This is a genomic window from Corynebacterium felinum (genome assembly GCF_030408755.1).
GTDB classification, from domain to species: Bacteria; Actinomycetota; Actinomycetes; order Mycobacteriales; family Mycobacteriaceae; genus Corynebacterium; species Corynebacterium felinum.
Genome location: NZ_CP047209.1, coordinates 792,188 through 813,552, shown reverse-complemented (window position 1 = coordinate 813,552; position 21,365 = coordinate 792,188). Strand labels below are relative to the sequence as shown.

The window sequence follows — 21,365 nt, the reverse complement described above, 5'->3', positions numbered from 1 at the left end:
TTAAAGGTACACACATGGCTGATTACACATTCACCTGGGAGCCTCATGCCTCCCTGGCTGCACAACATTTAAGCGCTAAGGATTATAAGGAGTGTCGGGATAATTTTTATCTCAGCCCAGCGTGGCTCGATTTTGCTGATACTGATCAACTTGCGCAGGGGCTTTACGGTTCCAGTCCACACTGCGCTGGGTTGGTTGTTCATTCTTCGCCTCAGGAGAACAACCCCTATTATTCGCCGGGCATTATTTTTGGTGGTCGCCGTGGCTATCATTCATCGGTGCCTCCTGTCCCGGATCTTCGGGCGGCAATGGGCAGTGCCTTAGAAAATCTAGGTGTTTGTGATACTGATGCCATGGCGTGGACGTGGCCGTATCTTTCAGCCCCAGATGCGCAAAAGGTAGCCGCCGCGTGGGAAGGTGCGAAGGTATTTTTCGCAGGGGCTGAGTGTTTCATTCCTTGCGAGGTTGAATCTTTCGATGATTTTATTAACCAGTTGCCTACGAGTCAGCGGCGCACAAATTTCCGGAGGGAATTGCGTTCCTTGGCAGAGTCGGATTTTCGCGCCTGTGAGCTTGATGGGCACGAATGCCTCGCCCAGGTGGAGCGTTTGGGGTGGTTGCTGAGTCAGGTGCAGACTCGCTATGGGCATAACCATAGCCCAGAAGCTATGGCTGCTATGTTGAGCAGGCAGTTAGAGGCTTTAGGCTCTTTTGCGCGAGCTTTTTGCTTGCGTGATCCCAGCGGGCAGATCAGTGCTTTTAATCTCTCCTATGAGTATGAGGGTGCTCTGTGGACCAGGGTGGTTGGTTTCGATTACGAACGCACTCGTGGTTTTCCCGCCTATACGGCTGTTGCTTTTCGTGCGCCTGTGCAGGCCTGCTGTGATTTAGGTTTGGATCGTCTTGAGCTTGGGATGGAATCATTTCATGCCAAAGTGCTTAGAGGCGCACAGGTTCGACCACTGTATTCGGTAGGGTTTGAATCCCAGCCGCGTACTGTCGATCCCGCTACCATTACTGCGGGTCTGCCTCAGCGGGAAGCTCAAGAGTTTGAACGCAGCATTGCCGAGTATCACCAGTGGGGTTGCACGTGACACCGCAGAAAATTCTTGCGTCAGCGCAGTTTATTTCCGCCTGTGGTGCGGGTCTTAATTTAAGTGGCTTCGCACTATTTTTCGTCACAGTTCGGGGTTTTAGTTCCACAGATATTGGTCTGGGATTAGGGCTTGCTGGTCTGCTCGGGTTTTTCGCCGCTGTTCCTTTGAGTGCACCGGCTGATTCCATGTCGCCTGTCACATTGTATGTGCGGCTTAGCCTGATCTCCGGGATGACGGTTGTAGCTTTATCCTTTGTCCACGCATGGTGGCTGTTTGTGCTGCTGGCTGGGCTCCAGGCAGGGTTGCGTCAAGCAATGGGGGCTGTGATGCTGGTAATAGTTGGCGATCTTCTAACTAGTGAGCAGCGCACAGTTTTTATGGCAAAGCTGCGAGTGTTGCGCAATGTTGGTTTTTCTATCGGTGCTGTGGTGGCTTCGTTTATTTTGGTGGCGCAATCGGCTGAAGTCAGGCAGCTTCTCGTTGCGGTTCCAGGGCTTGCGTTAATTGCTTCCGTGCCGCTGCTGGCGTGTTTGCCGCGCACTTCTTCGCATTCGACTGAGGTGAAGGCCGTGGGTGCGGGCTTGCTTTCCTCTTTACGTGCGATCCGCAGTGGAGCGTATGTGGGGCTTGCTTTTGTCACGGTGCCGCTGATGTTGTTTAATGGGTTGCTCATTTTGGCGATTCCGATGACGGTGGACAAGGTGAACTCGATTCCCACGTGGGTTGCTCCAAGCTTTTTCATAGTGAATACTGTGCTCGTTGTTGTGGTGCAAACGCGCGTTGCTCATTGGTCAACAACTGTGTTATCAGCTGCGCGGTGTTTAATGGCAGCGGCTGTTTTCCTTGTGTGTGCGCTGGTGGGGATTTCTGTGGTTTTGTTCATCCCCGCGCCTTCCTTCCCCACTGCGGCTGGGTTGTTGCTGCTCACCGTGGTGTTTATTACAGCGAGTGAGGTGTTGTTTTCCGCAGCGCTGTGGGAGTTGTCTTATTCTTTGGCGCCTGAATCTAGCCGCTCGGCGCATCTCGGTGTTTTCGGGGCGACTGGGTCTTTGCAAGATGTTGTTGCTGCACCTGTGATCGGGGCGTTGTTGGCTGCCCCCACAGTGCTTTCTTTCGGTGTTGTGGAACTAGCAGTTGTGTGCTGTGCTGTCGGCGCGTGGTGGTGTATTGCGACGCTGATGCGCACCCAGACGCAGCGTCCGTCTTCCCTGTAAACACTCATGTGCTGTCTTGCTGCGTGCTTTTTACGCGTGTCGACGTCGCCATCACGCGTTTCCTGACAGTGCACTGTTTGCGTAGACGATGGGGCGAGGACATTGTCCCGCTATAAGCTGTGCACAGGCTGGCAGTTCGGGCACCACCAGATGATGCGTTCAAGCTCGCCTTCATCACCTGAGCCTTTCATCCCGCCTAATTCGGCTTTGGTGATCAGGGTGCCGCAGCGCCGACAAGGCTTGTGGTTGCGGCCAAACACATAGGTTGATTCCCCGGCGCGCCGTATTCCTGTGGTTACTCTTAGGGGTGCGAGGCGGTTGGCCCACATGAGTTTTCGGGTGATGGTGAGAATGTGGTCGATGTCGACTGCGCCGACGGGTGTTGCTGGGTGGATTCCTGCGATGTAGCAGATTTCGGCGCGGTATTCGTTGCCTACTCCGGCGAGGTTTGTTTGGTCGAGTAGTGCTGCGCCGATGCTGCGTTCGGGTCGAAGGTTCAGGCGTCGTTTGGCTTCGGTGTGGTCGAAGGTGTCGGCTAAGACGTCGGGGCCTAGGTGTGCGATGGGTTCGGGGTAGTTCGTGGTGGGGAATATGCGAACAAATCCGAGTGAGTGTCCTACGAGTTCAATCGGGGTGTGCGCGTCGGCCAGGTGGAGGATGACTCGGGCGGTGTGTGCGGGTTTGCGCCAGCGGTCACCCGCACGGTGGATGGCCCATGTTCCTTCCATTTTGAGGTGGGTGTGCAAGATGAGTGGCCCGAATTGCATGAAGAGGTGTTTTCCGTAGGGCCAGACTTTTTCGCAGGTTGATCCGCTGAAGTCGGCGAGTGCGAATCGGGGTACTCTGATGTCGGTTGTGGTGACTTCTCGCCCTGTCATGAATTGGAGTCGGTGGGCGAGTTGGTAGAGGGAGTCGCCCTCGGGCATTACATGCTCACCATGGGTGTGTAGCCTGCGGGGATGCGGTTGCTGTCGACGATTTTCTTGCCGAAGGGGAAGCAGGTGACGGGGATCATTTTGATGTTGGCGATAGCCAGTGGGATGCCGATGATGGTGATGGCTTGGGCTACTGCGGTGGTCAGGTGCCCGAGTGCGAGCCAGAATCCGGCGATGACAAGCCAGATGATGTTGGCCAGCCCGTTGAGTGCGCCGGTTCCGCTGGTTTTTGCAACCACAGTGCGGCCGAAGGGCCAGAGTGCGTAGTTGGCCATGCGGAAGCTGGCAACACCGGCGGGGATGGTGATGATGAAAATGCAGGCGATAATTCCGGCGATGAAATAGCCGAGAGCCAGCCAGAATCCGCCAAAGACAACCCAGATGACATTCAGTAGTGTTTTCATAGTTTTAAGCCTAGTGGATTCTCTCCTGTACGGATTGTGGATCTGGTGTGCGGTCAGCGGCGATAAAAAGGTGAGCGGCGTTGCGGGAAACGCTCAGGGGGATAGGATGAGTGGGGGTGATCGTCGGCGGTGATCTCCTCCACGGCGTCGCTTAAGCTGCGCCCGCGGCTGCGCGTGGTTGCAGGTGTTGAGCTCTGCGATCGTGGTGCGATGATGATGCCTTTCGGGCTTATCGACGCCCCCGCCTGGCGCAGCTGATCTACTAGTGGTGAGTTCAATGCAGCGCTCCCATTGATTTTTTCGACCACCAGCCTGGTCTTCAGTGTTGCGCTCAGCGCAGAAACGATCACTTCAAGGGCGGGTTGAGGTGTATCAACAAGGGTGAGGTGTTTTCCGCCGCGCGTGACATGGGCGGCGAGTAGGCCGTCGATAAGCACGACCAGTGCCCCAGCCGCGCGGGTGGGTCCTTTGACAGGCCACGGCACTGCCGCCCCATAAGGGTTGGCGGGGTCGGCTGCGGCAAGAACGTAGACGCTCGGAGTCTTCGCCCCCGACGGCCAGCCTAAACCATCGATGCTGTCGTCGTGCCCGCGCAACCGGTCGACTACTGCTGGGGTGGAAAACTGGGCAGCACCTAAACCCTCAACAAAAAGCCCGCGCATGGCTTTGCCGGATTCTTCAAACTGGGACAATACTTTGTAGGCAAGCTGGAACCCGCCCACAATATTCTCAGTCTGCACGCTGCCGCGGGTCACCACCCCGTAGCGATCCAGCAGGTTTTCACCCACAGTATACGCCCGGGAAGTCGCAGTAGACTGTGCGCTGATCACCATCCCCCAGCGCCCCAACATATCCGGCGGGGTGGGGTTTGTTCGACCCATCGATGCCCCTGTACGAAACCTCGTTGCCCCACGCGTAGTCGCGCGGCTGCGATTCGGGGTGCGACGAGCCTTATGCGCGGTAGTTGCACCGCCTGCAAGGCGCGCCCGAAGAGGAGCGAAACTGTCGGGACACAGCAGCGAACGTTCAAACAATCCCCACACGGCAGCACCAAGTTCACTATCACTGGCGTGCCCTGTGACAAGACCGAGATCCTCCGCCCCCACAGCCTGCTTAATCTGCGGATAAAGATAACTTCCACCTTGGCGCACGAAATCTAGAACCTGCCGCTGCAGACTCGTCAACCCCACCTCATCGTCTTTATCTGCCGTGACAATATCTGAGGCCAAGTCCGCAGGTAACAGCATCACCCACGGATCACCAGGACCTGCCTGCCCACGGCCTACCACCACAATCTCACCGTTATGGGTCAACTCATCCAAATCCGCGGGATTATAGTGACGCACCCTACTAGGCAAAACCCACTCCTCCCACGCACTAGCAGGCAACGCCACCCCAGCCAGCTGCTCCAACACGGCATACAGCCCATCAATCCCATAGAGTTCACACTGCCCACCCACGCCTGCCACCTGCTGCCACGAGCACAGAAAACGAGCAAACGCCGACTGCGACACCGGCTGGGTTTGGGCCCGCGCCTTCGCCAACGAACGGCTACGAAGAATTTTCAGCACATCACTAGCCACATACTCCGGCTCATCCACCCCGCTTCGATAATGCCCCTCCACCACCGCTTTTCGGTTCATCAGCACACCCACCACAGTGTGCGCCACCGAAGCCGACAACCCAAAAGCTTTCTGCACATCACCCAACACGAACGGGCCACGCGAACGAACCCACCGCCCAACAAGCTGCTCCAACGCATCAGCAATAGTATCAACCTGCGCCGGAACCCCAGGAGGCACCGGAACACCCAAACCATCACGCAACAGGGCAGCATCCTGAGTCAACGCGCAATGCTCCACACCGTTAATCCGCACCCGCATCACCCGCCCAGCCAACACACTCGACACCAACACGTCCATGTCGACGTCGAAAAGCACATGCGCCTCCACATCCGCAACAGGGCCAAGAACACGCAACACATCCACCAACTCCTCTGGAGTACGCGCCAACCGATCCGGACTCACCCTCCGCAACTGCGCATCCACCTCGGCGATAATCTCCGGATCCAACAGATCCCGCAACTCCACCGTCCCCAATAACTTCGCCAACAACGACGGATCAAGCGCCAAAGCCGCAGCCCGCTTCTCCGCAAGCGGACTATCCCCCTCATAAATGAACGCACCGGTGTAATGGAACAAAATCGACGAAGCAAAAGGCGAAGGCTGCTGAGTCGTCACCTCCACAATCCGCACCCGCCGCGCACGCAAATCCTCCAACAACTCCTTCAAGGAGCCAAGATCATACACATCCTGCAAACACTCACGAACAGCCTCCAAAATAATAGGAAAACTCGGATACTTCCTCGCCACATCCAACAACTGGGCAGCCTTCTGCCGCTGCTGCCACAAAGGAGCACGCTTACCCGGATTCTTCCGCGGCAACAACAACCCACGCGCCGCACACTCCCGAAACCGCGACGCAAACAACGCCGAATTACCCACCTGCTGCGTCACCACATCCTCAATTACATCAGGATCAAGCAAAAACAACGACGCATCAGGATCACGATCCTGCTCAGGAAGACGCAACACAATCCCATCATCAGAACTCACCGGCTGCGCATCAATCCCCCACTCCTGACTAATCGCAGCACCAACCGCCAACGCCCACGCCGCATTCACCCCACGCCCAAAAGGCGTATGCAACACAACCCGCCAATCCCCCACCTCATCACGAAAACGCTCCAACACCAGCGTCTTCTCATCCGGAACAATACCCGTAGCCTCAACCTGCTCAGCAACAAAACGCACCACATTAGCACGAGCAAACTCATCTAAACGATCCACCTGACTAGCAACAGAAGGATCCGCCGCAAGAGCGCGTCGAAAAGCACCCACAGCCTTCCCCAACTCCGCAGGACGACCCATCTGATCCCCCAACCAAAACGGCAACCGACCCGCATGCCCAGGCGCAGGACTAACCAACACCTGATCACGATTAATCTCCTCAATCCGCCAACTCGACGCACCCAAAGTAAACACATCCCCCACCCTGGACTCATACACCATCTCCTCATCCAACTCCCCCACCCGGCGCGCACCCGCCTGACCCCCAAGCACATACACCCCAAACATCCCCCGATCCGGAATCGTCCCGCCCGAAGTCACAGCAACACGCTGCGCGCCGGGTCGCGCCTTCATCATGCCCGTAATCCGGTCGAAAATAATGCGCGGTTTCAGCTCAGCGAAATCGGTGGAAGGGTACACGCCGCTGGCAAGATCAATGACCGAATCGAACACCTCGCGCGCAAGAGTGCGGTAAGGATAAGCCCGGGTGACGGTGGCGTACCACTCCTCCACATCAATGTCTTCGACCGATACTGCGGCAATAGTTTGCTGCACGAGCACATCAAGAGCGTTGCGCGGCACTTTCAGCTCCTCAATAAGCCCCTGCCGCATGCGCTGCACCGTGACCGCACTTTGAAGCAAATCTGCGCGGTGCTTAGGGTAGAACACGCCATGGCTGGTAGCACCCACAACATGCCCAGCGCGGCCAACACGCTGCAGCCCCGACGCCACCGAAGGAGGCGATTCGATCTGGACCACCAGTTCCACGGCACCCATATCAATGCCAAGCTCAAGAGAGCTCGTAGCCACGACAGCACGTAAGTTTCCTTCTTTCAGCAGACGTTCAGTCATGGCGCGTTCGTCTTTACTCACCGAGCCATGGTGGGCGCGGGCAATGACATGCGCGGCATCAACCACTGAGTCGGATTGCGCCATCATCTGCGCGGGAATCGCGCGTTGCGCTGGGGTATTAAGCGAGTCGGGGTCGATGTGGAGGGTATGCAGCTCATTGAGACGTGCGGTTAGTCTCTCCGCGCTGCGTCGGGAATTGACGAAAATGAGCGTGGACCTGTGCGCCAAAATGTCCTCATAGAGGCGTTGTTCGATATGCGGCCAGATAGATCCTTGCGCTGCATCTGTATCTCGACGCGGGTCTAAAAGTTGTTGATGAGTTGCGACTGTTGGGAATGCACGGTCGGCTAGAGCGAGGAGATCGTCATTGTCATCACCATTATCGTCATCACTGTCAATCGGAAGCGGCGTGGCGAGCCCATGCGGGTCGTCGAAGGTAAATTCACCAATAGTTGAGCCCAGTTCAGGGGCAGAAAGATCCGACATGTCCGCAACAGGAACGCGCACCTGCAAATCCCACTGCTTATGAGCTTCAGGATTAATAATCTGCACCGGATGTGCCCCACCTAAGAATTGAGCAACTGTTTCAAGCGGGCGCACAGTTGCCGACAAACCAATGCGTTGCAATTTTCTGTGCGCGGAAAAACCCGCCCCCTCACCGTTGTGCTGTGCGCTGCTTGTGCTGGTTGCGTTGTCGCTTCGTGTTACTAATCGCTCCAGCCGTTCCAAGGTCAGCGCTAAATGAACGCCACGTTTCGTTCCCGCCATGGCGTGGATTTCATCAATAATCACCGTGTGCACGGTGCTTAAAATCCCCGCCGCCTTCGAGGTGAGCATCAGATAGGCCGATTCTGGAGTGGTAATCAAAATATCTGGTGGCCTGCGCACCTGGGCAGCGCGCTGGGCGGCAGGGGTATCCCCTGAGCGCACACCAACGGTAATGTCACAGCTATCGAGGCCAAGTGCTTGGGCGGTGCGGTTAATACCCACCAGTGGGGCGCGCAGGTTGCGTTCGACATCCACACCGAGTGCTTTGAGTGGGGAAATATAGAGAATTTTCACCCCAGCACCTCCGTCTTTTCCGTGGCGTTTAGCAGCAGGTGTGAACGTGGCAACAGTGTTATTGACCACAGGGATGTGGGTTTGGCCGGGAGCGTCGACGAGTGAATTTAAGGCCCATAAGAATGCGGCCAAGGTTTTACCGGAGCCCGTCGGCGCAACCACAAGGGCGTTTTCACCTGCAGAAATAGCCTCCCACGCCGCGAGTTGCACAGGGGTGGGTTGGGCAAAGACATCCTGAAACCAAGTAGCCACCTGGGGTGTGAATCGGGCAAGAATACCCTGAGGGCTTAAATTGTGGTTATTTGCGTTCACTTCCACTTTCCCCAACCAACTAGACTATGAAACTATGACTGCTCACATTGATGATGCCACTTTGACCTACCGTCTTGCTAAGGGTACCGGCGACATCCTCAAGGGTGTCCGCACCGTCGGCGTGTTACGTGATCGCGCACTCGGCGACGCCGGTGATGATCTCGCCCAAAACTGGATTGCTCGGGTGCTTGAGCAGCACCGCCCCCATGATGGTTTCCTTTCGGAGGAGGCCGCCGATAATCCTGAGCGCCTCGGCAAGGAGCGCGTGTGGATCATTGACCCCCTCGACGGTACCAAGGAATACGCCACCGGTCGCCAGGATTGGGCTGTACATATCGCACTCGTTGAAAACGGCATTCCCACCCACGCGGCTGTTGGCTTGCCCGATTTAGGTGTGGTGTTCCATTCCGCTGAGGCTCGCGCTGTCACTGGTCCGTTTGCCCAGCGGATCGCAATTTCCCATAACCGTGCCCCACAGGTAGCTACCCATATTGCTGCGCAACTAGGGTTTTCCACTGAGCCACTGGGCTCTGCTGGCGCAAAGGCAATGCATGTGTTGCTGGGTGACTATGATGCCTACATTCATGCTGGTGGCCAGTATGAGTGGGATTCGGCTGCACCTGTGGGTGTGTGCAAGGCCGCAGGTTTGCACTGTTCGCGACTTGATGGTTCAGAGTTGACCTATAACAACAAGGACACCTATCTGCCCGATATTCTGATTTGCCGCCCCGAGTTGGCTGATGAGATTTTGCAGATGGCTGCTGCTTTCCGCGAAGAACACGGCAGCTACTGATCCGCCACTCATTTCACGATCCTTACTCGCGCCTTTAGTTCCCGCTTTGATCCTGCTCAGGATTTGTGGTGCGCACCCCACAAGGTGCCTGCACCCTAGGGTGTAGTTATCTGCGATGTGCAGGCAAAGGTTCTGTGTGCTTCAAGCCACGTGCGTGTGTTTCTTTCACAAACACCACAGCACGTGGCTGTTGTCGTTTATGTTTACCTTCGCCACCATGGGTTTCGCAGTGGCTGGTCCTCAGGGCATGTGACTTCTCTGTGCACCGTGTTGCTCATTGTGAAGGATGCGGAATGTTGTCACATAGGTGTTCTTCGATCGGTGCCACTACTATTGTTCGCATGACCGCAATCGCCACCCCTTATGAAGATTTGCTCCGCACCATCATGGCTGAAGGTACACACAAGGCCGACCGCACAGGTACGGGAACAACAAGCCTTTTTGGCCGTCAGATTCGTTTCAACCTTGCCGAGTCTTTCCCGTTGATCACCACAAAGAAGGTGCATATGCATTCGGTGGTGGGTGAATTGCTGTGGTTTTTGCAAGGTTCGTCGAATGTGCGCTGGTTGCAGGACAACAACATTCGTATTTGGAACGAGTGGGCAGATGAGAACGGCGATTTGGGCCCGGTCTATGGGGTGCAGTGGCGTAGCTGGCCCACCCCGACGGGTGAGCATATTGATCAGATTTCGCAGGCGTTGGAAACGTTGAAGAATAATCCTGATTCGCGTCGCAATATTGTTTCTGCGTGGAATGTGGCGGAGATTGAGAATATGGCGCTTCCACCGTGCCATTTGTTGTTCCAGTTGTATGTGGCCAACGGCACGCTGTCGTGTCAGCTGTATCAGCGCAGCGCAGACATGTTTTTGGGGGTTCCTTTCAACATTGCTTCGTATTCGTTGTTGACGCACATGTTGGCGCAGCAGGCGGGTCTTGAGGTGGGTGAGTTTATCTGGACTGGCGGCGATTGCCATATTTATGACAATCACCGTGAGCAGGTTTTATTACAGCTCAGTCGTGAACCGCGCCCGTATCCGCAGTTGAAGTTGAATAAGGCGGCTGATTTGTTCTCTTATGATTTTGCGGATGTGGAGATTGTTGGTTACGATCCGCATCCTGCTATCAAGGCGCAGGTGGCGGTGTAACGTGCTGAAGGCTATTTGGGCGCAGAATCGTGCTGGTGTGATTGGTGATGGCGAGGATATGCCGTGGCATGTGCCGGAGGATTTGGCGCATTTTAAGAAAGTGACGTTGGGTGAGCCGGTGATTATGGGGCGGCGTACGTGGGAGTCGTTGCCGTTGAAGCCGTTGCCCGGCCGGGAGAATTTTGTGCTCTCCTCCCGCGCTCCCGGCGCGTGGTCGCAGGGTGCTACTGTGATTGATTCTGTGCCTAATGCTGGTTGGATTATCGGTGGGGGTCAGGTGTATGCTGCAACTCTTGGGCAGGTCAGTCGCATTGAGCGCACGCTTATCGACGTCGATACTGATCTCGGTTCCCGCGCAGTCTACGCCCCTGAGATTCCTGACAATTTTGTGTTGGAGTCGGAGTCGGAGTGGATGGTGTCGACGTCGGGGGTGCGTTACCAGTTTCAGACGTGGGTTCGCAGCTTTGCCTAATATGTAATTCTTGATGATTTTTTGAAAAGAGACTATGAGTACTAATCACATCACTGTGTATGCCACGACGTGGTGCCCGTTTTGCAAGCGCCTGTTGGCGGATCTTGCGGAGAAGAATGTTCCTTTCGACGTGATTGATGTCGATGAGGATGCTGCTGCTGGCGAGTGGGTGAAGTCGGTGAATGACGGTAACCGTGTTGTTCCTACGGTTCGTTATTCTGATGGCACTCATGCCACCAATCCCCCAGCGCGTGCAGTGGAGCGGAAGCTGGCGCAGCTTCGTTAATCCAGTAGCTCATAGAAAACCCTTGCCCTTGGAACGTGATCCTTGGGCAAGGTTTTTGCTTATTTTAGGTTTAGGCGTGTTCGTCGAGTTCGCGAAGCAGATAGGTGTCCATGATCCACCCGTGGGTGGTGCGGAGTTGTTTTTTCAATTCTGCGAGTTCTTCGCCGATGTCTTTGACATATCCTGCTCGTAAGACTTGGTGTTCGGTGCCGAGGTAGGCACCCCAGTAGATGTAGGTGTTGTCGCTAAAGTTTTCTAGCCAAGCATTTGCACCATCGAGCATGACTACACAGTTGCGTCGGTTGTGCGCACTGGTTGTTTTGAGGTTGCGCCCTGTGGTGATGTGGATTGCTTCGCCGATGCGGTTGAGCAGGAGTTTGTGCGCTGCCGTGAGTACTTGGATTGCGGTGATTCCTGGGATTACCTGCACATTCATGTTCAGGTTTTCGTAGGTTTCCATGTGTTCGATAATCCGCAGGGTGGAATCGTAAAGGCTGGGGTCACCCCACACAAGGAAGGCGATAGTGTCGTTCTCGCCTGAGTGGGTGCGGATCGCCTCGGCGAGGAGTGCTGCGCGTTGTTTGTGCCAGCGTATGACTTCTGCCTGGTAGTTGTCGGGGTTGCGGTCGCGTTCAGGATCGGTGATGGAATACAGGGGTGTGCTGGGCGAATGGGTGTCGATGATGTGCTGGCGCAGGGCTAAAAGGTCAGCTTTGGTGTCGCCTTTATCGAGGGCGAATACTGCCCTGGCATGGCGAAGCCCCGAGATCGCTTGAAGAGTAAGGAACTCGGGGCTTCCTGCACCTATGCCAATAACGGATACAGTGCGCATTAGTGTGTAGAATCCTCACATTGTGGGCGTTGGGTGTGGTTCCGGTGGGAATTGGGTCTTGATACCCCCACTATGACAAGTGCTTATCATAGTCGGTTTGGTGTGCCTTCTCCACGCGGTTACACGGTGTGGGTTTGTCCCAGTGTGAGCTTTCTTTTTATGGTGGTTTATTCGTCGATTGCACTGTAGCCCAGATCTTCATGGTCTTTCGTGGACAATAGTGAGTTCACGTAGGAGTAGTCGATGGAAATCTGCTGGTGCAGGTAACGATCGCAGGCGGCGGAAAGCTGTTTCGCGTCGAATCGGTTGAGTGTAAGCAGACGCTCAATCGGGTTGCCTTCTTCGTCGAGAAGCTCCAACACGAGAACATTTTTTCCGTCTTCTTCAACAAATGAAGCGGCGACAGATCGGCGGTTGACATCGTGGAATATTGGTTGCTTGACCATGATGAGGCTCCTTCGCACTGTGGGTAGCGGTTTTGCTTAGCGAGCTTCACTTAAGGCAAATATAAGGCTCTAGCTTGGAAAAGTGCCTATTGTGGAATATCGCCGAGCAAGGTGGTTACCTCCAGAGTAGACGTAATTTGCTTTTCGCGTTCAAACTCGTTATGGGGGTAGTGCCAGTTGCGCCTTTCCCAAGTACAACGGCTATGAACCTGTACGAACTTCTACCCCTGTTGTACTGTTTCAGATTTCCTTGCGGGCGCATATTTCAGGTACTGTATCTTTTCGGATTACTCCGCTGACAGCGGTTGTAAATCTGTTGCCCTAGTAGCTCAGTGGATAGAGCACGGCTCTCCTAAAGCCGGTGTCGGAGGTTCGATTCCTCTCTGGGGCACTCTTGTCCTCAGTCGCGTCATAGTTGACAACTCAGTCGCGTCATAGTGGACATAACCGGAAGTTGCTGTTCTGAATTTTTGGGCAGTGACTGTCGGTTATTTTTTGTGTTTTTTCCATGTTGGTTTTTGGTAGTCGCGGGTTTCGTCGATGACGTGTTCGGTGAGTATTTCTCCGGTGTCTGTGAGTGCTGTGGTGATGTGTTTGTCGACGACGACCATGGTGACTTTTTGTCCGCTGTAGGCGCGTGTGATGCCTAGGTGGTAGAGCTTGCCTGCGTAGCGTCGTGTGACTCTTCCTGCTTTGTCGACTTTGTCTTTTCTGGTGCGCGATTCTTCATTGGTGTGGGTGTGTGCGGTGCTTTGGTGCGGGGTTGGAGACCGGCTCCGCCGCTGGTTTCGTATCGGTGGATGAGGGTGTATACCCATTGGCGTGAGACTTTGAAATGGCGCGCTGCGGCTGCAACTGTGTTGCCTTGTTTAAGGACGTAGGTAATGATCGCGAGGTTTCGATTCGGACTATTCATATGTCAACGATGACGCGACTGATCTGTCAAGTGTCAAGACCTCTGCCCTTGCATGCCAAGTGTCAACAATGACGCGACTGATCTGTCAAGTGTCATTAAGAAAAACCCAGAACAGAATTGTCAACTATGTCATGACCACAGACACTCTCTGGGGCACTCTCTGGGGCACTTTTTGCAAATAAGGAAAGAACCCCCGATAGTAGCTAACATAGAAATAGCCCTAAGCAGGGGTTTCTTTTGTTTATTTGCAGCCCTTCTTATAAGACAACAACGCCAAACACAAACAAATTGACACAGTCTGCAGAGTGCAGATGGTTATCAAAGTTTTTGCACAGGGATTGGGGGTAATGCATTTTCTGGGATGAACTCCTGCTCCGCATCGTCTTTAGGATCAATCCACGTGCACTTGTACGGCAACTTGCGCAATATCTGGAAGAGTTCTCGGTGCAGCTCATATTCACCTTCACGCACCGTAATCAGAGTGTCCCAGCAATCACCATCATTACTGATATCAAAGATGCAACCCACAGTCTTTCGCCCCGTCGCGAAAAAATTAAAAATTTCATGACTTTCGAACCACGCTTCTTCAAATAAAGCCTCTGCCATGAAGGCATCCTTCACAACGTGCAATGGAGCTTGCGTACTTAAGAAGAAACTATTACTCATCGACTGAGCACCTCCTCATAACCATCTTTTCGAAGAAATGATTGCCTGACCGATCCCCACATTCCGAAGATTTGAGGACACAAGTCGTGCGTCTTTGACAATCGGTTCCTTGTCCTTCGAATACATACTACAGTCAATAACAGCCTGCCTAGCTCTATTTTCTCTTCACAACAACCAAGACTATTTTTCAATTCACTCTGAGGCACTTTGTATTCAATATCGTCAGCGGATTTTGCTGTCATTAAGAATCATGACACCCCGCCTTCCATAAAAAGCCAACCGGCTCCCACCCGAAATGCAGACCCCTAACAATCCACGCGGTCTCTGTTCACGATTAATAGTTTAATCTTCAGGACACCCCTGCAAGAGTGACCTGCGGTTTTACAGACAACGCTCACGCTATCCCATCAGCGTTATTCACTCATTATTGATTCGCCATCTGGTCAAATACATCATCGGGCAAGGCTTTGATGTACTCAATCCTGGCACGAATAGCTGCCTCCAAATTCGCCAGTGACAAAGTTACCGACGGCTCAACGAACTTACCTTGGCCCGCCTCAGCAGTTAGCAAGGCCACGACGTCATAGTTCCCTTCCTTCACCATGCGATCAAAGAAAATGGTGTAACGATCGATATACGATGCCCCCTCAAAGACAGGGTCTGCCGGGAACGGCATCCCAGTCGGGATCTTGACTGGTTCGAGGGATTTCGGGGCGCGTTCAACAAACATGACGAACCCAAACCAGGGTTTAAGATGGCCGAACAACCCTCGTTCTACTGCCATTTGGCAGTCAGCTGCGAGGCCAAGCGCTTCTTCCGTTCGGTTATTGAAATTGTTACCGAACGAAGGACCACGTTGAGACTTAAATTCCATAGCAGCGATAAGCGCTCCTCGATGTAACACGATAAGGTCCCAGTTTTTCGCTGGACGGAAATACGCGGGCAAGTGGTTGTGCCCCTTGGTGCGTACCTCAAGCTCAATGTCACTGTCGCTTTGCCAAATGGAAGCGCACACATCTTGAAATGCGTTCATCTGTTGCCCGCCAGTAACCGCTGCGCGATACCCTGTGTCTTTGACACCTGTTGCCCTGCCTTGGCGTGCTTGCTGAAAACTTAGCCCTTCCCAGTAGCTTCGTACTGCAAGTTCCCATGTCTTCTTTGGTGTAAAAGAGCTTTTTCCCATTCAGATAGTTTAACCGAAGGTAAAAGCAGGGATCTCATAGAGACGCTCCGCCACACGGGTCGCAGCTTCGCGATCCCCGGCCCGGAATGCCAGACGAAGACGCTCAGCATCATCTGGACTGATTGATCCTGAGTTGGGAAGGGCAATTTTTCGCAAATACTGCGCTTGGAATCGTAGAGTTCCACCACGCATTTTCACGCCGTATGCTGAGATAAAAGCTTCTGCAATGTGGGAGAGCAAAATGCCACCGAGAACTTCCATATCCCAAGTCTCAGAGACAATGTAATACAGATTATGATGTGGGTAATAGCCTCCAGGTTCGAAAACCGGAGTGATTTGTGCCTTCATGTCTTGCAGAAGAAGCTTTGGTTGCTGGGCTAGGCCAGGACGGACCTTGTCAATTGTTTTGAACCACTGATCCGGAGTCTTGCGGGCAACATAGCGCTTTTTAACTGCGTCATGCTGTTCTAACGTATTGATCAGCTGAGGATACTTTTCAGGGTCAACGAGATTCCCGTTTTCATCCCATGGATTGAGCATGACCTTCTTTGGCTTATTCAACTGACCAGAACGAATATCATCTGCCATAACGAGAGGCAATAGTCGATCAGGTTCAACATCGATATCTTCCGATGCATTCACAATATAAGCACCATCTGCGCCTGTCGCAACACCAATCCCGACGCGTGTACTTTCATCTGCCCCCAGCGCCGGGAAACGCTGCTGTAGCTCTTCCAACTGCAAGATAGTTGCCGGAGGTGCAGATGGCCAGAAATCGTCAGTATCAAACCATCGATCAAGACGGGCGCCTTCCCAATGACCCCCTTGTGCCTGCTGCTTCCCAGAAGCAACAAACGCGAGCGCTTCACGGGCAGACGATTCGTTGAACTCAGCAGTTGTGTCAATCACTGTTGGTCGGGTGTCCTTGGCAGTTCCGATAACCGTAATCGCTGGATAAGCTGACACCTCCGCTTCAAAGGCATCGACGTCGTGCATCGACCACACCGACTCCATCGCATATGACTTAGTAACAAGATGACGAAGCTGCTTCCCATAAGCGTTACGCATCCAGCGATCAGCACAGATAAAGCCAAGTTTTCCGCCGGCAGCCAGTAATGACAGCGCGCATTCATAGAAACCAACATAAATATCTGCCCGCCCAGCCATGGTCTTCCACAGCGCTCTGTACTGACGTTCCACGTGATCTTCGAGATCATCGCTACGAATGTACGGTGGATTTCCTACAATAATGTTGGCTTGTTCTGTATGGAACTGGAGGAGGAAATCACCCTCATGAATCCACGATTCTGCAAGCTCCGCTGCGAGAATCGGTTCAACACCGTGGGTAGCTAGGGCTTCTTGCGCAACGATCCGCGAAGTTCGTACATGAGATTCTTGAAGATCCCATCCACAGATAATACCGCGTAACTTCCCCGCCTCGATTCCGTGACGGTTCGCGCTCTCAATAAGGCGTTCTACAAGCGGTCCGATAAATGCCCCTCCACCGACAGCGGGTTCAATTACTCGCAACCTAGAAAGATCCTTGTCGATTGTATAACCAACGAGGTCAAGGATTGCTTCCACGACCCATCGGCGGGTAAATACTTCACCATAATTCTTCTGAGTATCAGTCATGCGCAATCACCTTACATACGGTACCTGACATCAAGGTTCTGGCTGATCGAAATATCGATGAATGCGGAAGAAATTGAGCGCATAACCGTTGACCTGTTTGTGCCTATTGCCTGCAAGATTAACACATCGTTCGCAGCATTGCTCACGTACCCGTTGAGTACTTTAGCCTGCGGATATAGATCAGATTTTCTTCACACTCCACCTCGAATGCGCTCGGCACTTGCACGAGCTCATGACGCGATGCTCCCAGTAATGCTATAACATAGAACACGAATATATTTTCGATCCCGACGTCTCCGAATGCTACCTTTTCGAGGCAAGCCAGAGCCTGCACCCCTCTTCGATTCTCAAGCGCCGTGGACTGCTCGCATCGTACGTAGAGAGACGAAGCCAGATACAACGCTGGCCCAGCCAGATCACCTCACGCTGCCTTACACGAACGAGGAAAGTCGAGAGGACCAAGGCGTAAGAGTACTACCGATCAAATATCCGTACCGGCATTGATTCCAAGCTCGGACTGTTAGGGCAGTTCCTGGATGCTGGGCTGTACGAGGAGAAGGCAAGAGTTGTCACCTAGGATCAGGTTCAGGTCTATAAGTTCGGTGTCCACATCCGAGGTGGTAGCGGTCGAGATGTACCGGTTGAAATTGAATTTAAGCAAGTGCCAAAGAATCTTGCTATCGAGGAATCAGGCCGCTGTAACCGCGTTGGACTGAAAGACGCACCTGGAACCACTCACGTTGAGTGGTTCCGGACGGGGCTCACAATCATTCAGTAGTGTTAAAGGCCGCATTTTAGGGCTCAACTTCGATAAAAGCACTTTTGTCTTGCTCCCCACAAGCGAAGGGATTAAGGGCCAGAATGGTTCCTCGTCTATTTCTCGGGAATTGCGCGATATTCTCGGTAAATCCGCTTTCGTCGCGTAGCTTACTGATCCGTTCGTAGCTGCCACACGCAAACTCGCGGCTCGACAACTTAGATCATGACTGGCTAGGAGCTGGTTCGCTGCATCCTCAGCCAAAATCCTGACACTTGCCGATGCAGTACTCACTGTCATTCGACAGTCCAGCTTAACCCTGCCTCTGGACAATTTCCTACGGAGGAAGATGCTGTGCTGTCCAAATGGATCGCCGGAGACCGCGTGTTCTCTTGCAACGTTGAGCCAGATGCCACTATCGTTGCCAACGGCTTGTACCTACAGCAGCATGAAGGCGAATCTAACGACATGGACGCACCAGCGTTTCTCACCCGAATCATCAAAGACTGGGTACCTGTGATAAATGGCTAACCCAGAATTGAGTATCGGTGAGGCCTTGGTTGGTGACGACTCCAACTATTCACCAGACGAATTGCTATACCGCCAAGTAACACCCCACACTTAGCTCAGAGACGAAGAAGTTGAAGAAGTTCCTGCGTCACACGCATTCGGCCCCAGAAAAGTCGATAAAGAAAAACCGTCTTATTCAAGGCAGTCTAACCGCTCACAAGTCATTTGAGATTGGCACCACTCAAACGCGAACGGCACCTCACGTCTGCGACTTAAGGCATTAGTGCTGGAAACTGTAGACATAACTGGCAGTTCCTGTTGCAGAAAAATGCTCAGTGACTGCCGTTTTTCTTATTCCATGACACGACGCCGGAGCATTGCCCGCAACCCACCCCACGACAAGTAGCCGGCAACACACCTAGCCTTAGCGTGGTGCAAAAAATCACGGAGTTTAGTTTTCAAAAGTTAGGCTTTTTTCGCGCTAAGATTGTCAGAATGTTTCACAGCGTTGAAAGCCCAGAAGTGCTGCACATGGCCGCAGGGCTCGTCGAATCTGGACCACTCGTCTCCTTCGCCTGGATCATGGGTGCAGCGTGTCTTGCGCCTTTGCTCTCGTGGCTGACAGGTAAGCGGATCCCAGCGGTTGTCCTTCTTATTGCCTTCGGCATTATTATTGGCCCGCACTGGCTGGACTTGGCCAACACGGAAGGTGGTGTGGGGCTTGTGAAAGAACTCGGGCTCGGCATGCTTTTCCTGCTTGCTGGCTATGAGATTGATCCGACTAATCTGCGCAGTAAGGAGGGGCGCTCTGCATCCTCCACGTGGATTGTGTGTATGGTGCTGTCCTTCGCTGGTGCTTATGTTTTGTTGAGCCCGGAGAACACTGCCACTGCTATTGTGCTGGCTATTGCGGTGACTTCTACTGCCGTCGGTACGCTTATGCCGATCATGAAGCAGCAAGAGATTCTGGACAAGCCGGTGGGCAAGTCTTTGCTTGTGCATGGTGCGTTGGGTGAGATTTTCCCGATTCTTGCCATGGCGTTGCTGCTGTCGGCGCGGGCTACGTGGATGACTGCTTCTGTTTTGCTTGCTTTCTTCCTTATTGCTGCGGTTGTTGCTGCGATTCCGAAGACTGTTAAATATTTGGTGCCGTGGATGGGCCGTGCCATGGTCGATTCGGCGGGTTCGACTAACCAAACGGTGGTGCGTTTGGTGATTTGGTTGTTGGGTTTGCTCATGGCGATTGCTGCGGTGTTCGAGCTTGATGTGGTGCTTGGCGCGTTCGCGGCTGGTTTTATTTTGCGTCAGATTGTTCCGGAAAAATTCCACACTGCTTTGGAGCAGCGTCTTGATATCGTGGGCTACGGATTGCTTATCCCTGTATTTTTCGTGTGTTCCGGCATGGGTATTGACCCGGCTGCGGTGATTGCTAATCCGTTGATCCTTATTGCGCTGGTCCCGCTGATCTATATCACTCGTGGTTTGCCTATTTTGCTGCGTGAATTGTTTGTCGATACTGGCTCGAAATTGTCTACGAGGCGGGAAAAGGTGCAGCTTAGTTTGTATGCGGCGACTGCGCTGCCGATCATTGTGGCGGTGACGGATGTGGCTGTCGCTTCTGATGTGTTGAGTGCGACCAACGCGTCGTTGTTGGTTGCGGCTGGTAGTGTCACTGTTTTGCTCTTCCCGCTGATTGCGCACCTGATTCAGCCAGCTGCTGAGCGCAGCAAACTTTAAGCTTGCGTGACGACGTCGAATTCGGCGTCGTCACGCATGCTTTCATCACCCCCTTCGTCTGTGGAGGGGGTTTTCGCGTAATGAAAACACGAGGGGTAGAAAAATTTTCTTAGCTCTATGCTGCGCAGATGCACGTGGGTGCGCGTTCAACCGTTCCCACAAACACACAGAAGCTGTTAAGGTTGTTATCTATTGTTACAGATGTGACTAAAGCTTTAGGAGTTTTCCCACATGTCTTTCCTCAACCGCAAAACAGCGCTCACAGTCGCAGCACTGACCATCACGGCCAGCCTCGGCTTCACCACCATCAGCCCTACCACCCCGCACGCTGAAGCACTCGGGCCTGTTCTCGGAACCGTCCTCGACTACTCCGCAGGCGTACCCTCCGGCGCTGCGGTACGCCAAGCAGGACACATCGGCACCGTCCGCTACGTCTCCCACCGACGCCCCGGCGCGGAATGGATGAAAGGTAAACCAGTCGGCATCGCCGAAACCCGCGACCACGCAGCGAACGGCCTGAAAACCGCCTCCGTTTACCAGTTCGGCAAAGACGCAACCGCCGACTGGAAGCGGGGCGCGGCAGGCGCAGCGATCCACGCGCCTCAAGCAATCGCGCTGCACCGCGCCGCCGGTGGGCCCACCGGACGCCCGATTTACGTGGCCATCGACGACAACCCCACCCATCAGCAATACGTCACCCAAATCCGCCCCTACCTGCAAGGTTTTAACACCGCGCTGCGCGCAGGTGGGTACTCCATGGGCATTTACGGAAACTACAACGTGATCGAATGGGCTACCCAAGACGGGCTCGGCTCCTACTTCTGGCAGCACGACTGGGGTTCCAACGGGCGCATCCACCCCCGCACCACCATTCATCAAGTAGCCGGATGGCAAACCACTGTCGGTGGCATCCAGTCCGATGTAAACAATGTTTACCAAGCCGACTGGGGTCAGTGGACCCCAGGGCAAGCAGGTACCCCACTTCCTCCTGCAGCACCCGCAGTGCCCACTAATCCTGCCCCACCTGCAGCTAATGGACATGATGTACTCAATCGACTTGACGGGGAAACCCTCAACAAGCTTGGCACCGCACTATCGGGCATGAGCTCCCAGATCCCCGGTGGCCACTCACTGCCTGTTCCAAGCGCAGCGCAGATTGATATGGCGCTCAACATTGCCAAGCATTCCAGCTAAACGCTCATCACACACATCCCGCCCCTGTACACTTCGTACATTCCGCGCTTTAAAAGCGAGAGAACGAA

Annotated in this window: 20 protein-coding genes and 1 tRNA gene; 10 read left to right on the top strand and 11 right to left on the bottom strand. The window is 53.9% G+C overall.

The window, feature by feature from the left end; all coding sequences use genetic code 11:
- Positions 1-14: 14 nt before the first annotated feature.
- Together CFELI_RS03610 and CFELI_RS03605 are read left to right on the top strand one after the other, a co-directional pair.
- Positions 15-1,094: a GNAT family N-acetyltransferase gene (locus tag CFELI_RS03610; protein ID WP_277103329.1), complete on the top strand. Its 1,080-nt coding sequence runs from the start codon at positions 15-17 to the stop codon at positions 1,092-1,094.
- Positions 1,091-2,311 (top strand): MFS transporter, encoded by a 1,221-nt coding sequence (locus CFELI_RS03605; RefSeq protein WP_277103330.1) that lies wholly within the window; start codon positions 1,091-1,093, stop codon positions 2,309-2,311. The genes CFELI_RS03610 and CFELI_RS03605 overlap by 4 nt, the downstream gene beginning before the upstream one ends.
- A gap of 110 nt (positions 2,312-2,421) precedes the next feature.
- Here CFELI_RS03605 and CFELI_RS03600 read toward each other — a convergent pair whose 3' ends face one another.
- The 3 genes from CFELI_RS03600 to CFELI_RS03590 are packed head-to-tail and all read right to left on the bottom strand — an operon-like array spanning position 2,422 to position 8,689.
- Positions 2,422-3,237: a DNA-formamidopyrimidine glycosylase family protein gene (locus CFELI_RS03600; protein ID WP_277103331.1), complete on the bottom strand. Its 816-nt coding sequence runs from the start codon at positions 3,235-3,237 to the stop codon at positions 2,422-2,424.
- On the bottom strand, positions 3,237-3,650 hold the full coding sequence (locus CFELI_RS03595; protein ID WP_277103332.1) for a YccF domain-containing protein: 414 nt from the start codon (positions 3,648-3,650) through the stop codon (positions 3,237-3,239). Before CFELI_RS03595 ends, CFELI_RS03600 begins: the two co-directional genes overlap by 1 nt.
- Positions 3,651-3,703: 53 nt before the next feature.
- A complete protein-coding gene (locus CFELI_RS03590; RefSeq protein WP_277103338.1) occupies positions 3,704-8,689 on the bottom strand; it encodes an Lhr family ATP-dependent helicase in 4,986 nt (1,661 codons plus the stop codon).
- 70 nt (positions 8,690-8,759) lie between these two features.
- Between CFELI_RS03590 and CFELI_RS03585 the strand changes: the two genes are divergently transcribed.
- The 4 genes from CFELI_RS03585 to CFELI_RS03570 all read left to right on the top strand — a co-directional run bounded on the left by CFELI_RS03585 (position 8,760) and on the right by CFELI_RS03570 (position 11,421).
- Entirely contained in the window at positions 8,760-9,518 is a 759-nt protein-coding gene (locus CFELI_RS03585; protein ID WP_277103333.1) for a 3'(2'),5'-bisphosphate nucleotidase CysQ, read from the top strand.
- Positions 9,519-9,859: 341 nt separating this feature from the next.
- A complete protein-coding gene (locus CFELI_RS03580) occupies positions 9,860-10,663 on the top strand; it encodes a thymidylate synthase (protein WP_277103334.1) in 804 nt (267 codons plus the stop codon).
- Between the two features lies 1 nt (position 10,664).
- Positions 10,665-11,135 carry a dihydrofolate reductase gene (locus CFELI_RS03575; protein WP_277103335.1) on the top strand — a complete coding sequence of 157 codons (471 nt, stop codon included), beginning with the start codon at positions 10,665-10,667 and terminating at the stop codon, positions 11,133-11,135.
- 34 nt (positions 11,136-11,169) lie between these two features.
- On the top strand, positions 11,170-11,421 hold the full coding sequence (locus CFELI_RS03570) for a mycoredoxin (protein WP_277103336.1): 252 nt from the start codon (positions 11,170-11,172) through the stop codon (positions 11,419-11,421).
- Positions 11,422-11,491: 70 nt separating this feature from the next.
- Here the strand turns inward: CFELI_RS03570 and cobF are convergent, their stop codons facing one another.
- Together cobF and CFELI_RS03560 are read right to left on the bottom strand one after the other, a co-directional pair.
- A complete protein-coding gene (cobF, locus tag CFELI_RS03565; RefSeq protein WP_277103337.1) occupies positions 11,492-12,253 on the bottom strand; it encodes a precorrin-6A synthase (deacetylating) in 762 nt (253 codons plus the stop codon).
- 167 nt (positions 12,254-12,420) lie between these two features.
- A complete protein-coding gene (locus CFELI_RS03560) occupies positions 12,421-12,702 on the bottom strand; it encodes a cg0963 family protein (protein WP_277103339.1) in 282 nt (93 codons plus the stop codon).
- Between the two features lie 315 nt (positions 12,703-13,017).
- Between CFELI_RS03560 and CFELI_RS03555 the strand changes: the two genes are divergently transcribed.
- Positions 13,018-13,090: transfer RNA gene (locus tag CFELI_RS03555), tRNA-Arg, on the top strand.
- 97 nt (positions 13,091-13,187) lie between these two features.
- Here CFELI_RS03555 and CFELI_RS13680 read toward each other — a convergent pair.
- The 6 genes from CFELI_RS13680 to CFELI_RS03530 form a co-directional block, all read right to left on the bottom strand.
- Positions 13,188-13,310: a hypothetical protein gene (locus CFELI_RS13680; protein ID WP_374724702.1), complete on the bottom strand. Its 123-nt coding sequence runs from the start codon at positions 13,308-13,310 to the stop codon at positions 13,188-13,190.
- A gap of 35 nt (positions 13,311-13,345) precedes the next feature.
- Positions 13,346-13,615 (bottom strand): helix-turn-helix domain-containing protein, encoded by a 270-nt coding sequence (locus CFELI_RS13615; protein WP_353959542.1) that lies wholly within the window; start codon positions 13,613-13,615, stop codon positions 13,346-13,348.
- A gap of 318 nt (positions 13,616-13,933) precedes the next feature.
- Entirely contained in the window at positions 13,934-14,281 is a 348-nt protein-coding gene (locus tag CFELI_RS03545) for a hypothetical protein (protein ID WP_290259473.1), read from the bottom strand.
- Between the two features lie 424 nt (positions 14,282-14,705).
- Complete coding sequence (locus tag CFELI_RS03540) at positions 14,706-15,464, bottom strand: PaeR7I family type II restriction endonuclease (protein WP_277103949.1); 759 nt, start codon at positions 15,462-15,464, stop codon at positions 14,706-14,708.
- Positions 15,465-15,473: 9 nt separating this feature from the next.
- Complete coding sequence (locus CFELI_RS03535) at positions 15,474-17,099, bottom strand: Eco57I restriction-modification methylase domain-containing protein (RefSeq protein ID WP_277103950.1); 1,626 nt, start codon at positions 17,097-17,099, stop codon at positions 15,474-15,476.
- Between the two features lie 11 nt (positions 17,100-17,110).
- Positions 17,111-17,245, bottom strand: coding sequence for a hypothetical protein (locus CFELI_RS03530; protein ID WP_290259470.1), 135 nt, complete (start codon positions 17,243-17,245; stop codon positions 17,111-17,113).
- Positions 17,246-18,210: 965 nt separating this feature from the next.
- On the opposite strand from CFELI_RS03530, the gene CFELI_RS03525 reads away from it, so the two are divergent.
- From CFELI_RS03525 to CFELI_RS03515, 3 genes are all read left to right on the top strand, one after another.
- Positions 18,211-18,387: a hypothetical protein gene (locus CFELI_RS03525; RefSeq protein ID WP_277103951.1), complete on the top strand. Its 177-nt coding sequence runs from the start codon at positions 18,211-18,213 to the stop codon at positions 18,385-18,387.
- 510 nt (positions 18,388-18,897) lie between these two features.
- A complete protein-coding gene (locus tag CFELI_RS03520; protein ID WP_374724762.1) occupies positions 18,898-20,103 on the top strand; it encodes a cation:proton antiporter in 1,206 nt (401 codons plus the stop codon).
- Between the two features lie 231 nt (positions 20,104-20,334).
- Positions 20,335-21,297: a DUF1906 domain-containing protein gene (locus tag CFELI_RS03515; RefSeq protein ID WP_277103953.1), complete on the top strand. Its 963-nt coding sequence runs from the start codon at positions 20,335-20,337 to the stop codon at positions 21,295-21,297.
- The last annotated feature ends 68 nt before the right edge of the window (positions 21,298-21,365 follow it).

Excerpts from the sequence above, each read along its gene's own strand:
- CFELI_RS03540 (WP_277103949.1), bottom strand. The coding sequence starts at position 15,464 with ATGGGAAAAAGCTCTTTTACACCAAAGAAGACATGGGAACTTGCAGTA.
- CFELI_RS03595 (WP_277103332.1), bottom strand. The coding sequence starts at position 3,650 with ATGAAAACACTACTGAATGTCATCTGGGTTGTCTTTGGCGGATTCTGG.
- CFELI_RS03610 (WP_277103329.1), top strand. The coding sequence starts at position 15 with ATGGCTGATTACACATTCACCTGGGAGCCTCATGCCTCCCTGGCTGCA.
- CFELI_RS03515 (WP_277103953.1), top strand. The coding sequence starts at position 20,335 with ATGTCTTTCCTCAACCGCAAAACAGCGCTCACAGTCGCAGCACTGACC.
- CFELI_RS03520 (WP_374724762.1), top strand. The coding sequence starts at position 18,898 with ATGGCCGCAGGGCTCGTCGAATCTGGACCACTCGTCTCCTTCGCCTGG.
- CFELI_RS03580 (WP_277103334.1), top strand. The coding sequence starts at position 9,860 with ATGACCGCAATCGCCACCCCTTATGAAGATTTGCTCCGCACCATCATG.
- CFELI_RS13615 (WP_353959542.1), bottom strand. The coding sequence starts at position 13,615 with ATGAATAGTCCGAATCGAAACCTCGCGATCATTACCTACGTCCTTAAA.
- CFELI_RS13680 (WP_374724702.1), bottom strand. The coding sequence starts at position 13,310 with ATGGTCGTCGTCGACAAACACATCACCACAGCACTCACAGACACCGGA.
- CFELI_RS03570 (WP_277103336.1), top strand. The coding sequence starts at position 11,170 with ATGAGTACTAATCACATCACTGTGTATGCCACGACGTGGTGCCCGTTT.
- CFELI_RS03600 (WP_277103331.1), bottom strand. The coding sequence starts at position 3,237 with ATGCCCGAGGGCGACTCCCTCTACCAACTCGCCCACCGACTCCAATTC.
- CFELI_RS03585 (WP_277103333.1), top strand. The coding sequence starts at position 8,760 with ATGACTGCTCACATTGATGATGCCACTTTGACCTACCGTCTTGCTAAG.
- CFELI_RS03535 (WP_277103950.1), bottom strand. The coding sequence starts at position 17,099 with ATGACTGATACTCAGAAGAATTATGGTGAAGTATTTACCCGCCGATGG.
- CFELI_RS03545 (WP_290259473.1), bottom strand. The coding sequence starts at position 14,281 with ATGAGTAATAGTTTCTTCTTAAGTACGCAAGCTCCATTGCACGTTGTG.
- cobF (WP_277103337.1), bottom strand. The coding sequence starts at position 12,253 with ATGCGCACTGTATCCGTTATTGGCATAGGTGCAGGAAGCCCCGAGTTC.